The following is a 14,545-nucleotide window of genomic DNA, read 5'->3' as shown; positions in this document are numbered from 1 at the left end:
GGGGCCTTCTGTCGTGCCGTGCTGTGCCGTGCTCTGCGCGGGGCCGTCAGACCTGCGGACGCAGCCGGGCCGCGTCGACCGCCGCGGGGGCCTTCTTGACGCCGCCCAACAGGGCGCTGCCGTCCCGCCAGTCCTTCCAGTCCACGTTCCAGTCGCCCAGGCCGTTGCCGAACGGGTCCATGTCCGCTCCGGCGCTGTTGACGACCTTCACGATGTCGCCCTGCCGGACGGTCTCGTAGAACCAGGCGGCGTCGTCGGTGCTCATGCCGGTGCAGCCGTGGCTGGTGTTCGCGTACCCCTGTGAGCCGACCGACCAGGGAGCGGCGTGCACGTACTCGCCCGAGTCGGTGACCCGCGTCGCGTAGTAGACCATCTTGTCGTAGAAGTCCGATGCGCCGATGCTGGCACTGGTCATGCGTACGGAGTACTCCTTGCCGAGCACCACCTTGACGCCGTTGCGCGTGGAGTAGCCGGGCTTACCGGTCGTCACCGGCATGGAGTTGATCTCCTCGCCGTTGCGATAGACCGTCATGTAGTGCGAACCGGCGTCCGTCACGGCCTCGACGCGGTCGCCGATGGTCAGCTTCAGGGGCTTGGCGTCGCCGCCCCAGAGCTTCTCGCGGACCTTGATGCCTTCGAGGTTGCTCCGCACGTTGATCTTCGCGCCCGCGGGCCAGTACTCCTTGGGGCGGTAGTGCAGCGTCTTGCTGTCCACCCAGTACCAGGCGCCCTGCGTGGCCGGCATCGTCTCGACCTTCAGGGCACGCTCCACGATCTCCCTGGACTTCTTGTTCTTCACCTTGGCGCTGAGCTTCGCCGTGACCGGCTGCCCGACGCCGTACTTGCCCGAGTCGGGGCCGAAGGTGACGTCGAGGCGCTTCTTCTTCTGCGGGGCGTTCGTGTCGAACGTCAGGACCTTGCGGCCCGGCGATCCTTCCTCGTCCTCGGCACTGACCCGCACCGTGTAGTGCGTGCCCGCCGCGAGGGGCGTGGTGCTGTGCCAACGGGCGCCGTCGGCGGAGAGTTCACCGGCCACGTAACGGCCCATCTCGTCGGTGGCCGTCACATCGGTGATGCGCCCCTCATCGCCCTGGGACGTGACCTCCAGGGGCTTGTCCGGATCCGCCTTCTGGCTGCCCACAGGCCCGTTGAAGGCGATCTGGCCCGCCGCGTCGTACGGTTTCGCCGAGAGCGGATGGCCGTCGGAGCCGGCACAGGCCGTGGTCCCCACCCCGAGGGCGGCCACCAGCATGGTGCAGCTCAGTACCGTACGGATTCGCGGTGAGTGGTTCATGAACACACGGTATGAAGGTTCATCGGCCTCGGCGCGCCGAGTGACCCGTCCGAGGGTGAGGACACCACACACGAGGGGCCCGGATGCTCCTGACGGAGTATCCGGGCCCCTCGGTGAAGCGGTGAAGCGGTGGATCACAGACTCACTGGGTCTGGTTCTCGCCCCGGTAGTACTCGAAGACCCAGCCGAAGAGGCCGATCATCAGGATGGGGGCCGAGAAGTACAGCAGCCACCAGCCGAAGACGACGCCCATGAAGGCGAGCGCGCCACCGATGGCCAGCGAGAGCGGCTGCCAGCTGTGCGGGCTGAAGAAGCCCACCTCGCCGGCCTCGTCCGCTACGTCGGCCTCCTTGTTGTCCTGTGCGGCAGCGTCGACACGCCGGGCCGTGAAGGCCAGGTAGTAGCCGATCATGATGCACAGACCGAAAGCCAGGAACAGCGCGGTCGTACCGGCCGGCTCCTTCGACCACACGCCATAGACGATCGCCATGACGAGCACGAAGACGCTCAGCCAGATGAACATCTTGCCTTGGACCTTCACTTGCCGGCCTCCTTGCCGCCCGCGAGCGCCTTGTCACCGTGGCCGCTGTTCTCGAGCTGGTCGAGAGCCGCGATCTCAGGGTGATGCAGGTCGAACGCCGGGGATTCGGAACGGATCCGCGGCAGGGTGAGGAAGTTGTGCCGCGGCGGCGGGCAGGACGTCGCCCATTCGAGCGAACGGCCGTAGCCCCACGGGTCGTCGACCTCGATCTTCTTGCCGTACTTGGCGGTCTTCCAGATGTTGTAGAAGAACGGCAGGATCGACAGACCGAGCAGGAACGAGGAGATCGTCGAGATCGTGTTCAGCGCGGTGAACCCGTCGGCCGCGAGGTAGTCCGCGTAACGACGCGGCATGCCCTCGGCGCCCAGCCAGTGCTGCACCAGGAACGTGCCGTGGAAGCCGATGAACAGCGTCCAGAAGGTGATCTTGCCGAGCTTCTCGTCCAGCATCTTGCCGGTCATCTTCGGCCACCAGAAGTGGAAGCCGGAGAACATCGCGAAGACCACGGTGCCGAAGACGACGTAGTGGAAGTGCGCGACCACGAAGTACGAGTCGGAGACGTGGAAGTCCATCGGCGGCGAGGCCAGGATGACGCCGGTCAGACCACCGAAGGTGAAGGTGATCAGGAAGCCGACGGCCCAGAGCATCGGTGTCTCGAAACTCAGTGAGCCCTTCCACATCGTTCCGATCCAGTTGAAGAACTTCACGCCCGTCGGCACGGCGATCAAGAACGTCATGAAGGAGAAGAACGGTAGGAGCACGCCACCGGTGACGTACATGTGGTGCGCCCACACGGTCACGGAGAGACCCGCGATCGCGATCGTCGCGCCGATCAGACCCATGTAGCCGAACATCGGCTTCCGGGAGAAGACCGGGATCACTTCGGAAATGATTCCGAAGAATGGTAGAGCGATGATGTACACCTCTGGATGGCCGAAGAACCAGAAGAGGTGTTGCCACAGCAGCGCGCCGCCATTGGACGCGTCGAACACATGGGCACCGAATTTACGGTCCGCCTCCAGGGCGAACAGCGCGGCGGCCAGGACCGGGAAGGCCAGCAGGACCAGTACGGCGGTCAGCAGGACGTTCCACACGAAGATCGGCATCCGGAACATCGTCATGCCAGGAGCACGCATGCAGATGATCGTGGTGATGAAGTTGACCGAGCCGAGGATCGTGCCGAAGCCGGAGAAGGCCAGACCCATGATCCACATGTCGGCGCCGATGCCCGGCGAACGGACGGCGTCCGACAGCGGGGAGTAGGCGAACCAGCCGAAGTCGGCCGCACCCTGCGGGGTGAGGAAGCCGGCCACCGCGATGAGCGAGCCGAAGAGGTACAGCCAGTACGCGAACATGTTCAGCCGCGGGAACGCCACATCGGGCGCGCCGATCTGCAACGGCATGATCCAGTTCGCGAATCCGGCGAACAGCGGCGTCGCGAACATCAGCAGCATGATCGTGCCGTGCATCGTGAACGCCTGGTTGAACTGCTCGTTCGACATGAGCTGCGAGCCGGGGCGAGCGAGTTCGGCGCGCATGAAGAGCGCCATCACTCCGCCGATGCAGAAGAACGCGAACGACGTGACCAGGTAGAGCGTGCCGATCGTCTTGTGGTCAGTGGTGGTCAACCACTTGATGACCACAGCGCCCGGCTGTGCGCGCCGTACCGGCAGCTCGTTCTCGGACGAGTCTTCCGCTGCCGAGGCACCCTGAGGTTCGTTGAGGATGCTCACAGGTTGTTCGTCTCCCGGTTCTTCTCGTGCTTCGTCTGCTCGATGCCGGCCGGGATGTAACCGGTCTGGTTCTTCTTCGCCAGGTCCTCGAGGTGCTTCTGGTAGCGCTCGGGGGAAACGACCTTGACGTTGAAGAGCATCCGGGAGTGGTCGACACCGCAGAGCTCGGCGCACTTGCCCATGAAGGTGCCCTCCCGGTTGGGAGTCACCTCGAAGACGTTCGTGTGGCCCGGGATGACGTCCTGCTTCATGAGGAACGGCACCACCCAGAAGGAGTGGATGACGTCACGCGAAGTCAGTACGAACCGGACCTTCTCGCCCTTGGGGAGCCAGAGGGTCGGGCCGGGGTTGTTGTTCTGCGGGTTCCGCTGGCCAGGCGTACCGACGTCGTAGACACCGCCGGCGTTGGACGGGAACGCATCACGGAACTTGTCCGGGATGGCCTCCAGCTCCTTGGCCGACTTCGCGTCGTCCTTGTCGGAACCCTTCACGTCCTCGATGTAGTTGAAGCCCCAGCTCCACTGATAGCCGACCACGTTGACCGTGTGGGCAGGCTTCGCGTCGAGATGGAGGAGCTTCGACTCATCACGTGCCGTGAAGTAGAAGAGCACCGAGACGATGATGAGGGGGACCACCGTGTAGAGCGCCTCGATGGGCATGTTGTAACGCGTCTGCGGAGGTACCTCCACCTTGGTGCGGCTGCGCCGGTGGAAGATGACACTCCAGATGATCAGCCCCCACACCAGCACGCCCGTGATGAGCGCTGCCGCCCACGAGCCCTGCCAGAGGGAGAGGATCCGAGGTGCCTCTTCCGTTACCGGGGTCGGCATTCCAAGGCGGGGGAAGTCCTTGTAGGTGCAACCGGTAGCGGTCGCAAGGATCAGGCCCGCAGTCAGCACCTGCGGCAGCTTCCGCCGCATCGGGCGCCGCGACGAGCGGTCGGAGCCGTTGGGACTCACGTAGCGCCTTCCCGAGAGTCTCGGCCCGCGCTTCGGCTGCGGCCTTCTCGGTGGTCGGTCGCCGCCCTGCGGCGGGCAGGGGTTTGGATGTTTATGCGGGCCAAACCTTACTGGACGCTATTTGGGGTCGCGCGGGGAGGGTGCCTAACGCGCCGCGGGTCACTCCGAAGGGTGTTACGGCCCGACGTCCGGCCCTTTCTGACGGGGGGTCCGGCCGCCCGATGGCCCAGGCCCCGGCACATCCGGCGGCCGCGGGTCCCATGGGCTCGATCGCGCGGTTTCCCATGGGCTCGATCGCGCGGTTCCTCGCGCCCCCGTGGGGCGCTCCCCCGGGGTGTCTTCTCAAGGAGACGTTCTAGCGTTGCCCCGTGTCCTACTTCGATGTCGCCTCCTCCGCTCCCCTCCACCCCGTGGCCCGGCAGGCGCTGCAGGCCTCGCTCGATGAGGGGTGGGCCGATCCGGCGCGGCTCTACCGCGAGGGGCGGCGGGCCAGGATGCTGCTCGACGCCGCGCGGGAGGCCGCCGCGGAGGCGGTCGGGTGCCGTCCAGACGAGCTCTCCTTCACCTCTTCGGGTACGCGGGCCGTGCACTCCGGGATCGCCGGGGCCCTCGCCGGGCGTCGGCGTGTCGGGCGGCATCTGGTGGCGTCCGCGGTCGAACACTCTTCGGTACTCCATGCGGCGGCGGCCCTCGAAGCCGACGGGGGGACGGTGACGGAGATCCCGGTGGACCGGTCGGGCGCGGTGTCCCCGGCCGCGTACGCCGCCGGTCTCCGCCCCGACACGGCCCTTGCCTGCCTCCAGTCCGCCAACCACGAGGTGGGCACCGAGCAGCCGGTGGCCGATGTCGCATCGGCGTGTCGCGCCGCCGGGGTGCCGCTCCTCGTGGACGCGGCGCAGTCGCTGCCGTGGGGCCGGGTGGACGGGGAGTGGTCGCTGCTCGCCGCGAGCGCCCACAAGTGGGGCGGGCCCGCGGGAGCCGGGCTGCTCGTCGTGCGCAAGGGGGTGCGGTTCGCCGCGCAGGGCCCCGCCGACGAGCGGGAGTCGGGGCGCGCACCCGGCTTCGAGAACATTCCGGCGGTGGTCGCCGCGGCGGCCTCGCTCCGTGCCGTACAGGCCGAGGCCGCCGAGGAGGGCGCCCGGCTGCGGGAGTTGACGGAGCGGATCCGGGCGCGGGTGCCGGGGCTCGTGGCGGACGTTGAGGTGGTGGGCGACCCGGTGCGGCGCCTGCCCCACCTAGTGACGTTCTCGTGTCTCTATGTCGACGGCGAGACCGTGCTGCACGAGCTGGACCGGGCCGGCTTCTCGGTCTCGTCCGGCTCCTCCTGCACCAGCTCGACGCTGACCCCGAGCCACGTCCTGAAGGCGATGGGCGTGCTGAGCGAGGGCAACGTCCGGGTTTCACTCCCACGGGGGACCCAGGAAGCGGAGGTCGAGCGTTTTCTTCAGGTGCTTCCGGGCGTGGTGGCCTCGGTGCGTGAGCAACTGGGCGCGCCGGTGGCGCCGGTGGCGGGTGCGGAGTCCGCTTCCCTCGTCGTGGACGCGCTCGGCAAGCGCTGCCCGCTCCCCGTCATCGAGCTCGCGAAGGTCATCGGGGACGTCCCGGTGGGCGGCACGGTCACGGTCCTCGCCGACGACGAGGCGGCGCGGCTCGACATCCCGGCGTGGTGCGAGATGCGGGGGCAGGAGTACGTGGGCGAGGAGCCGGCGGACCACGGCTGTGCCTATGTGGTCCGCCGGAGCTCCTGACCGGGCCGGGCGGGCCCGGCCCGGCCCACTTCGGACTAGACCAGGTGGCCCTTGACCTCGGACGCCGCCGCGTGGCCGTACGCCTTGGTGAAGCGGTCCATGAAGTTGCTGCGCTGCAGCTCGTACTCCTGCGTGCCGACGGTCTCGATGACCAGGGTGGCGAGCATGCAGCCGACCTGCGCCGCGCGCTCGTGGGAGACGCCCCAGGCGAGGCCCGAGAGGAAGCCCGCGCGGAAGGCGTCACCGACGCCGGTCGGCTCGACCTTCGCCTCTTCCTCGGGGGTGCCGACCTCGATCGGGTCCTGGCCGACGGACTCGATGCGCACGCCGCGCGAGCCGAGGGTCGTCACACGGTGGCCGACCTTCGCGAGGATCTCGGCGTCGGTCCAGCCGGTCTTGGACTCGATGAGCCCCTTCTCGTACTCGTTCGAGAAGAGGTACGTGGCGCCGTCGAGGAGCGTACGGATCTCCTCGCCCTCCATGCGCGCGATCTGCTGGGAGAAGTCCGCGGCGAAGGGGATCGCGCGCGTCCGGCACTCCTCGGTGTGGCGCATCATCGCCTCGGGGTCGTCCGCACCGATGAGGACCAGGTCGAGGCCGCTCACGCGGTCGGCCACGGTCTTCAGTTCGATGAGGCGGGCTTCGCTCATCGCGCCCGTGTAGAACGAACCGATCTGGTTGTGGTCGGCGTCCGTGGTGCACACGAAGCGGGCCGTGTGCAGCGTCTCGGAGATGCGGACCGATGCCGTGTCCACGCCGTGCCGGTCGAGCCAGGCGCGGTACTCGCCGAAGTCGGAGCCCGCGGCGCCGACCAGGATCGGGTCGGAGCCGAGCTGGCCCATCCCGAAACAGATGTTGGCGGCGACACCTCCCCTGCGTACGTCTAGGGCGTCGACCAGGAAAGAGAGAGAAACCGTGTGCAGCTGATCCGCGACCAGTTGGTCGGCGAAGCGGCCGGGGAAGGTCATCAGGTGGTCGGTGGCGATGGAGCCGGTGACTGCGATACGCACGACGGCATGCTCCTGTGGAGGAGAGGCGAGGGGTTGACACTTCACGCTACCGGGTCGGTGACCCCCGCTGAAGAGGCCAAACTACCCGTTAGTAGGTCTTTTTTCGCGAGGTGTGCGATGCGTACGGTGCGGTCATGGCCGTTATCTCGAAGCATGTCGTCCGCGCGCGTCCCGTCGAGCTGCCCTCCGAGTCCCTGGAGACGTTGCGCGGCGACTGCGCCCGCATGGCCCCGCACTGGGTGACCCCCGTGCCCGCCGCGACCGCCCCGGTGTCGCCCGCACTGATCCACGGCGTCAGCGTCCCGCCCGCGTCCGCGCGACTGATCGACGGCATGTCCGAGTACGGCGACTGAGGCGCCGACCGCGGCGGCGACTGCGGCGACGCCCCTCGGCGCGCGCCGAGGGAACCGCACACTCCCCCGCTGCGTCCCACCGCTGTCCCCCGTAAAGGGGACGCGGAATACGAACGAGGCCCACACGCGGGCCTCCAGGGACAGCAGTGCAGTCAAAGGAGCGATGCGGTGAGCACCGAGCGATCCGACCATGACGCGGCCGAGCAGCACCGGCGGCGTTCCCGCCTCGCCGTCGCGTCGGTGGCGGCCACGGTGCTGCTCGTCGGTGGCGGCGGCGCCTACTTCGCCGCGACCGCCTCAGGCGGCAGCGGCGGCAACGGCAGTTCTCCCGCCGGAGACGGCGGTGCGCCACCGCCGCTCGCCCTCGACGGACACACGGACGGCGACCGGCAGAAGGGCGGCACCGAAGGCGGCACCGAGGGCATCGCCCCGGGAGAGCCCGACCCGAGCGGCGCCACCTACCGCGCCGAGGGCAAGCTGCCCGGCGGCCCCGAATCTGCGCCCGTGTACCACGCGCGGGGCACCGTCACCGAGGGCCAAGTCACCGATCTCGCCAAGGCACTTGGCGTCAAGGGGAAGCCCATCTCGGAGGGCGGCGCCTGGAAGATCGGTCCCACCAAGGACGGTTCCGGGCCCTCGCTCCAGGTGGGCAAGCAGGCGCCGGGCACCTGGACCTTCTCTCGGTACGCCACCGGTGGCAGCGACAACTGCGCGAAGGGCAAGCGCTGTTCGGAGACGTCCACTGCCCCTGACGGCGGGGGCGACCCGGTCGGCGAGAGCGCGGCGAAGAAGGCGGCGGCACCGGTCCTGAAGGCCGCGGGGCAGGACGACGCGAAGCTGGACGCGGGCCAACTCATGGGCGGCGTACGGGTGGTGAACGCCGACCCGAAGGTGGGCGGACTCCCCACGTACGGCTGGTCGACCGGCATCCAGGTCGGCTCGGACGGCCAAGTGGTCGGCGGCAGCGGTCAGTTGAAGGCGCCGGAGAAGGGTGCGACGTACCCGGTGATCAGCGCCGCCGAGACGCTGAAGCAGCTCAACGAATCGGGTGGCGGCGACGACCGCGTCGGTGTCGGCGGCTGCGCCACGGCCATGCCCGAGGACGCATCGGGCAAGGAAGGGCAGAAGCAGGCCCCCTGCGAGCCCTCGTCCGCGCCTCCGAAGCCGCAACCGGTCACGGTGAAGGGCGCCACGTTCGGGCTCGCGACGCACTTCGTGGACGGGCGTCAGACGCTCGTGCCCTCCTGGCTGTTCGACGTGCGGCCGCAGGGCGCGAAGGACACCTTCACGGTGACGCATCCGGCGGTGGAGCCGAAGTTCCTCACCTCGCCGAGCACGCCGCCGTCCGACCCCACACCCACCTCGAAGCCCACGTCGAAGCCCACCGACGAGCCGGGCACGGGCACCGGCACGGGCCCGAAGGATCCGACCCCGCACGTCGAGTCCTATCGCGCGGACGGCAAGTCCCTGACGGTGCACTTCTGGGGCGGCGCCTGCAGTAAGTACTCGGCGTCGGCCGACGAGAGCAAGGACAGCGTGCGCGTGAAGGTGACCGAGACCCGCAAGAAGGGCGAGGTCTGCATCATGGCGGCCAAGGAGTTCACCAAGACCGTGGCCCTGGACAAGGCGCTCGGGGACCGCGAGGTCGTGGACGCGGACGGCGGCGGGACTGTGCCGCGCAAGTAGCGCCGTCACACGGACTCGCACACACCCGAGGCTCGTACACATACGAAGCTCGTACACGCACGAAGGCGGCCCCCGAAGTTCTCCGGGGGCCGCCTTTCGTGTACGGATCTAGCTGAACGAGTCGCCGCAGGCGCAAGAGCCCGTGGCGTTCGGGTTGTCGATCGTGAAGCCCTGCTTCTCGATGGTGTCGACGAAGTCGATGGAGGCGCCGCCGAGGTAAGGAGCGCTCATCCGGTCGGTGACGACCTTCACGCCGTCGAAGTCCTTGAGCACGTCGCCGTCGAGCGAGCGCTCGTCGAAGAACAGCTGGTAGCGAAGGCCGGAGCAGCCGCCGGGCTGAACGGCGACGCGCAGCGCGAGGTCATCCCGGCCCTCCTGCTCAAGAAGGCCCTTGACCTTGGCCGCGGCGGCGTCGGACAGGAGGATGCCGTCGCTCACGGTGGTGGTCTCGTCCGATACGGACATCTGCTTCTCTCCCGGGTTGTACGGAGACTGCTTGCCGACGGTTGCAACCGTCGGAGCCACGGATTCATTCCGGGCCGAGTGCTGTTCTCTCGACTGTCTGTCCCTTCATGCTCGCACATGCCGCCCGATGGGACATCGGTCCGTCGAGGGCGAACGCGTCACATCGACACAATGGCCATCGTCAAACTGACGTGAAGCGGTTATGATAGATAACGTCAATTAGACGAAAAGTCGTCTGCAGAGAAGAAAGGGTGCGTGTCTCGTGACCACCGCCCAGTCCCCCGTGGATCTCGACGTCCAGCCGACGCCGCTCGCCCTGCTGCTGCTCGGCCGCGAGGCCGACCCCAGGAGTGAGCGCGGCGTCGAGTGCCCCGGCGATCTGCCGTCGCCCTCCGACCCCGGCCTTGTGGAGCGCGCCCGCGCCGCCAAGGAGAAGCTCGGCGACAAGGTCTTCGTGCTCGGCCACCACTACCAGCGCGACGAGGTCATCCAGTTCGCGGATGTCACCGGCGACTCCTTCAAGCTGGCCAAGGACGCGGCCGCCAAGCCGGAGGCCGAGTACATCGTCTTCTGCGGTGTGCACTTCATGGCCGAGTCCGCGGACATCCTGACCACCGACGACCAGAAGGTCGTCCTTCCCGACCTGGCCGCAGGCTGCTCGATGGCCGACATGGCCACCGCCGAGCAGGTCGCGGAGTGCTGGGACGTGCTGACCGAGGCCGGGGTGGCCGAGCAGGTCGTGCCCGTCTCGTACATGAACTCCTCGGCCGACATCAAGGCCTTCACCGGCAAGCACGGCGGGACGATCTGTACGTCGTCCAACGCCAAGCGGGCCCTGGAGTGGGCCTTCGAGCAGGGCGAGAAGATCCTCTTCCTGCCCGACCAGCACCTCGGCCGCAACACCGCGGTCCGGGACATGGGCCTCACGCTGGAGGACTGCGTCCTCTACAACCCGCACAAGCCGAACGGCGGCCTGACGCCTCAGCAGCTGCGGGACGCGAAGATGATCCTGTGGCGCGGGCACTGCTCGGTGCACGGGCGCTTCTCGCTGGAGTCCGTGGAGGACGTCCGCGCGCGCATTCCCGGCGTCAACGTCCTGGTGCACCCCGAGTGCAAGCACGAGGTCGTGGCCGCGGCGGACTACGTGGGCTCCACGGAGCACATCATCCAGACCCTTGAGGCGGCTCCCGCCGGTTCCAAGTGGGCGATCGGGACCGAGCTGAATCTCGTACGCCGCCTGGCGAACCGTTTCGCCGCGGACGACAAGGAGATCGTCTTCCTCGACAAGACGGTCTGCTTCTGCTCGACCATGAACCGGATCGACCTGCCGCACCTGGTCTGGACGCTGGAGTCCCTCGCCGAGGGCAAGCTGGTCAACCAGATCGAGGTCGACCGCGAGACCGAGCAGTTCGCGAAGCTGGCCCTTGAGCGGATGCTCGCGCTTCCGTAGGCCTGCCCATTCGCGCGCGTAAGGGGCACCCGCCATTGCGGGTGCCCCTTACCGCGTTCTACGCCCCTTGAGCGGGCCCCCCAGCGGCTCCAGCGCCTCCAGCGCCGGAACGTACGCGATCAGCGCCGCTGGTGGGGACGGCCCGCAGGGTCAGACCTGAGCCGGTTCCGCGTCGTCCGACTCGGCGTCGGCCCGCGGCGGAACGCCCGCCTTCTTCGCCCGCTTCGCCTCGCGCTTCGCGCGGCGACGTTCCTTGCGGAGTTCCACCATCGCGTAGAGCGTCGGGACGAGGAGGAGGGTCAGGAGCGTCGACGTGATCAGGCCGCCGATGACCACCACCGCGAGCGGCTGGGCGATGAAGCCGCCCTGGCCCGTGACGCCGAGGGCCATCGGGAGCAGGGCGAAGATGGTCGCCAGAGCCGTCATCAGGATCGGACGGAGGCGGTGACGGCCGCCCTCGACGACCGCCTCGACCACGCCGTGCCCCTGCCTGCGGTACTGGTTGATCAGGTCGATCAGGACGATCGCGTTCGTCACCACGATGCCGATCAGCATCAGCATGCCGATCATCGCGGGCACACCCATCGGGGTGTCGGTGGCGATCAGGAGCCCGATCGCGCCCGTGGCCGCGAACGGGATCGAGACCAGCAGGATCAGCGGCTGGACGAGCGAGCGGAACGTCGCCACGAGCAGCATGAAGACGATCGCGATCGCCGCGAGCATCGCGAGGCCCAGCGAGGCGAACGCCTCGTCCTGGTCCTCGGAGACGCCGCCGATGGACGCCGTCACACCGTCCGGCAGGTTCAGCGCGTCGAGCTTCTTGGTGAGGTCGGCACTGACCGCGCCCGTGTTCTCACCGGTCGGCTTCGCGGTGATCGTCGCGGCGCGCGCACCGTCGATGCGGGTCATCGAGACGGGTCCGTCGACCAGCTTCACCGAGGCGATGTCACCGAGCTTCACGGAGCCGAGGTTCAGCTCGCGCAGCTGGGCGAGCGTCTTCGCCGGTTGCGCCGACTTCACCACGACGTCGCGCTCGGTGTCGTCCAGGATCGCCTTGCCGCTCTCGGTGCCGCGGACCGCCTGGGCGACGGCCTGGCCGAGGGTGGTGTCGTTGAACCCGGCCGCCGCCGCCTTGGAGTTGCCCTTGACCGAGATGCGCGGGACGCTCTGCGACAGGTCGCTCTGCACGTCGGTGACGTCGTCGATCTTCGCGACCTCGTCGCGCACCTCCTCGGACGCCTTGCGCAGCACGTCACCGTCGGCGGCCTTGACGACCACGCTCAGGTCCTGGCTGCCGAAGCCGTCACCGGCCGAGATGGACGTCTGCCCGATGCCGGAGAGCTTGCCGAGCTCCTCCTCGACCCGGTCCTGCGTCTTGTCGTACGACGACTTGTCCTTGAGGGTCAGCGTGTACGAGGCCTGGTTGGTGTCCGTGCTGCCGCCGAACGCCGCCATGAAGCCGGAGGAGCCGACCGTGACCTGGTAGTCCTTGATCTCGTCGAGGCCGTCCAGCATCTTCTCGACCTTCTTGGCCGAGGCGTCGGACGCCGCGAGGCTGGTGCCCGGCTTCAACTCCTGCTTGATGGTCAGGACTTCCTGCTCGCCCTGATCGAAGAAGTTCGTCTTCAGGAGCGGTGCCATGCCGAACGTACCCACGAGGATCACGATCGCGAGGGCGAGGCTGGTGAAGCGGCGCCGCGTCGCGAACCGCAGGACAGGGACGTAGAAGCGCTGGAGCCTGCTCTTCTCCTCCTTCTCCTCGGCCTTGCGGCGGGCCTCCTCCGGGTCGGCGCCGCGCACGTCCTTCGGGGGACGCAGGAACCAGTACGAGAGGACCGGCACGACGGTCAGCGAGACGAGCAGGGACGCCAGGAGCGCCGCGGTGACCGTCAGCGAGAAGGAGCCGAAGAGCTCGCCCACCATGCCGCCGACCAGGCCGATCGGCAGGAACACCGCGACCGTGGTCAGGGTCGACGACGTGACCGCGCCCGCGACCTCCTTGACCGCCGTGAGGATCGCGGCCTCGCGCTCCTCGCCGTATCCGAGGTGGCGCTTGATGTTCTCCAGGACCACGATCGAGTCGTCGACGACGCGGCCGATGGCGATGGTCAGCGCGCCGAGCGTGAGCATGTTGAGGGAGAGGTCCCTCGTCCAGAGCACGACCAGGGCGAGGACGACCGAGAGCGGGATGGAGACCGCGGTGACCAGCGTCGAGCGGATCGACGCCAGGAAGACCAGGATGACGAGGACCGCGAAGACCAGGCCGAGCGCGCCCTCGGTGGTGAGGCCGTCGATGGACTTGGAGACCGCGGGGCCCTGGTCGCTTGCGACCGTCAGGTCCGATCCGGCGCCCAGGTCCTTGCGCAGGCCGGGCAGCTTGTCCTTGACCTCGTCGGAGATGGCGACGGCGCTGCCGTCCTGGTCCATGGTGATCGAGAGGGCGAGGCTGGGCTTGCCGTTGGTGCGCGTGATGGACGTGGCGTCCGACGGCTGCTGCTTGACGGTGGCGACCTCGTCGAGGCGCACCGGCTTGCCCGGCCGCTCCCCCGGCTTGGCCTCCGGGGTGACCATCAAATACTGGATCTGCTTCAGCGAGGTGTAGCCGCCGCCGACCTGGACGGTGCGGTTCTTGCCGCCCTCGTCGAAGGAGCCCGCGGGGAGCGTGGCGCCGCCGGCCTGGAGCGCCTGGCCGAGCGCGGCCGGGGTCAGGCCCGCCTTGGCCAGCTTCTTGTCGTCGGGGGTGACGTCGACCTGGAGGTCGCGTACGCCGTCGACGGTGACCTGGGCGACGCCGTCGATGTCCTTCAGGGCGGGGACGACCGTGCGGTCGAGCTGGTCGGAGAGCGCCTGCTGGTCCTTGTCGGAGGTGACGGAGAGGACCACGGTCGGAATGTCGTCCGTGGAGCCCGCGACGACCTGCGGGTCGACGTCGTCGGGGAGCTGGGCCCCGGCGCGGTTCACGGCCTGCTGGACATCGGCGACGAGCTGCTTGGAGCCGCTGCCGTAGTCGAACTGGGCCATGATCACGGCGTTGCCCTCGCTCGCCGTGGAGGTGATGCCGGTGATGCCGTCGACCGCGTCGATCGAGGACTCGAGGGGTTCGACGACCTGCTTTTCGACCACATCGGGGGACGCACCCTGGTACGGGGCGAGGACGGACACCATCGGCAGTTCGATGGAGGGCAGCAGCTGCTGCTTGAGCTGAGGGATCGCGATCGCGCCGAAGACCAGCGCGATGATGGATATCAGCCCGATCAGGGCCCGTTGGGCGAGGCTGAAGCGGGACAGCCAGGACATGGTGGTCTC

General features: G+C 68.4%; 11 protein-coding genes. 4 read left to right on the top strand and 7 right to left on the bottom strand.

Annotation, left to right across the window (positions count from 1 at the left end):
* Positions 1-46: 46 nt before the first annotated feature.
* The 4 genes from ACZ5CR_RS21015 to ctaC all read right to left on the bottom strand — a co-directional run bounded on the left by ACZ5CR_RS21015 (position 47) and on the right by ctaC (position 4,527).
* Positions 47-1,294: a L,D-transpeptidase gene (locus ACZ5CR_RS21015; RefSeq protein WP_468859538.1), complete on the bottom strand. Its 1,248-nt coding sequence runs from the start codon at positions 1,292-1,294 to the stop codon at positions 47-49.
* A 142-nt stretch (positions 1,295-1,436) separates the two neighbouring features.
* Positions 1,437-1,835 (bottom strand): cytochrome c oxidase subunit 4, encoded by a 399-nt coding sequence (locus ACZ5CR_RS21010; RefSeq protein WP_389909811.1) that lies wholly within the window; start codon positions 1,833-1,835, stop codon positions 1,437-1,439.
* A complete protein-coding gene (gene ctaD, locus ACZ5CR_RS21005; RefSeq protein ID WP_468859533.1) occupies positions 1,832-3,568 on the bottom strand; it encodes an aa3-type cytochrome oxidase subunit I in 1,737 nt (578 codons plus the stop codon). Before ctaD ends, ACZ5CR_RS21010 begins: the two co-directional genes overlap by 4 nt.
* On the bottom strand, positions 3,565-4,527 hold the full coding sequence (gene ctaC, locus ACZ5CR_RS21000) for an aa3-type cytochrome oxidase subunit II (protein ID WP_468859532.1): 963 nt from the start codon (positions 4,525-4,527) through the stop codon (positions 3,565-3,567). Before ctaC ends, ctaD begins: the two co-directional genes overlap by 4 nt.
* 368 nt (positions 4,528-4,895) lie before the next feature.
* Here ctaC and ACZ5CR_RS20995 point away from each other — a divergent pair, with 368 nt between their 5' ends.
* Complete coding sequence (locus tag ACZ5CR_RS20995) at positions 4,896-6,275, top strand: aminotransferase class V-fold PLP-dependent enzyme (protein ID WP_468859530.1); 1,380 nt, start codon at positions 4,896-4,898, stop codon at positions 6,273-6,275.
* A gap of 35 nt (positions 6,276-6,310) precedes the next feature.
* On the opposite strand, the gene ACZ5CR_RS20990 is transcribed toward ACZ5CR_RS20995, so the two are convergent.
* Positions 6,311-7,285 carry a carbohydrate kinase family protein gene (locus tag ACZ5CR_RS20990; protein ID WP_468859528.1) on the bottom strand — a complete coding sequence of 325 codons (975 nt, stop codon included), beginning with the start codon at positions 7,283-7,285 and terminating at the stop codon, positions 6,311-6,313.
* A 134-nt stretch (positions 7,286-7,419) separates the two neighbouring features.
* Between ACZ5CR_RS20990 and ACZ5CR_RS20985 the strand changes: the two genes are divergently transcribed.
* Together ACZ5CR_RS20985 and ACZ5CR_RS20980 are read left to right on the top strand one after the other, a co-directional pair.
* Positions 7,420-7,638: a hypothetical protein gene (locus ACZ5CR_RS20985; RefSeq protein ID WP_468859527.1), complete on the top strand. Its 219-nt coding sequence runs from the start codon at positions 7,420-7,422 to the stop codon at positions 7,636-7,638.
* Between the two features lie 168 nt (positions 7,639-7,806).
* Positions 7,807-9,324 carry a hypothetical protein gene (locus ACZ5CR_RS20980; protein ID WP_468859525.1) on the top strand — a complete coding sequence of 506 codons (1,518 nt, stop codon included), beginning with the start codon at positions 7,807-7,809 and terminating at the stop codon, positions 9,322-9,324.
* Between the two features lie 108 nt (positions 9,325-9,432).
* On the opposite strand, the gene ACZ5CR_RS20975 is transcribed toward ACZ5CR_RS20980, so the two are convergent.
* Entirely contained in the window at positions 9,433-9,789 is a 357-nt protein-coding gene (locus ACZ5CR_RS20975) for a HesB/IscA family protein (protein WP_363307246.1), read from the bottom strand.
* Between the two features lie 262 nt (positions 9,790-10,051).
* On the opposite strand from ACZ5CR_RS20975, the gene nadA reads away from it, so the two are divergent.
* Positions 10,052-11,239, top strand: a complete 1,188-nt coding sequence (gene nadA, locus ACZ5CR_RS20970) for a quinolinate synthase NadA (RefSeq protein ID WP_468859524.1) — start codon at positions 10,052-10,054, stop codon at positions 11,237-11,239.
* Between the two features lie 150 nt (positions 11,240-11,389).
* On the opposite strand, the gene ACZ5CR_RS20965 is transcribed toward nadA, so the two are convergent.
* A complete protein-coding gene (locus ACZ5CR_RS20965) occupies positions 11,390-14,536 on the bottom strand; it encodes an efflux RND transporter permease subunit (protein WP_468859522.1) in 3,147 nt (1,048 codons plus the stop codon).
* Between the last annotated feature and the right edge of the window lie 9 nt (positions 14,537-14,545).

It is taken from the genome of Streptomyces sp. NPDC031274 (assembly GCF_055570235.1).
This window is presented reverse-complemented; position numbering and strand designations above follow the sequence as displayed.

Coding starts and splice junctions, on each gene's coding strand:
- ACZ5CR_RS20975 (WP_363307246.1), bottom strand. CDS start 9,789: ATGTCCGTATCGGACGAGACCACCACCGTGAGCGACGGCATCCTCCTG.
- ACZ5CR_RS20985 (WP_468859527.1), top strand. CDS start 7,420: ATGGCCGTTATCTCGAAGCATGTCGTCCGCGCGCGTCCCGTCGAGCTG.
- ACZ5CR_RS20965 (WP_468859522.1), bottom strand. CDS start 14,536: ATGTCCTGGCTGTCCCGCTTCAGCCTCGCCCAACGGGCCCTGATCGGG.
- ACZ5CR_RS21015 (WP_468859538.1), bottom strand. CDS start 1,294: ATGAACCACTCACCGCGAATCCGTACGGTACTGAGCTGCACCATGCTG.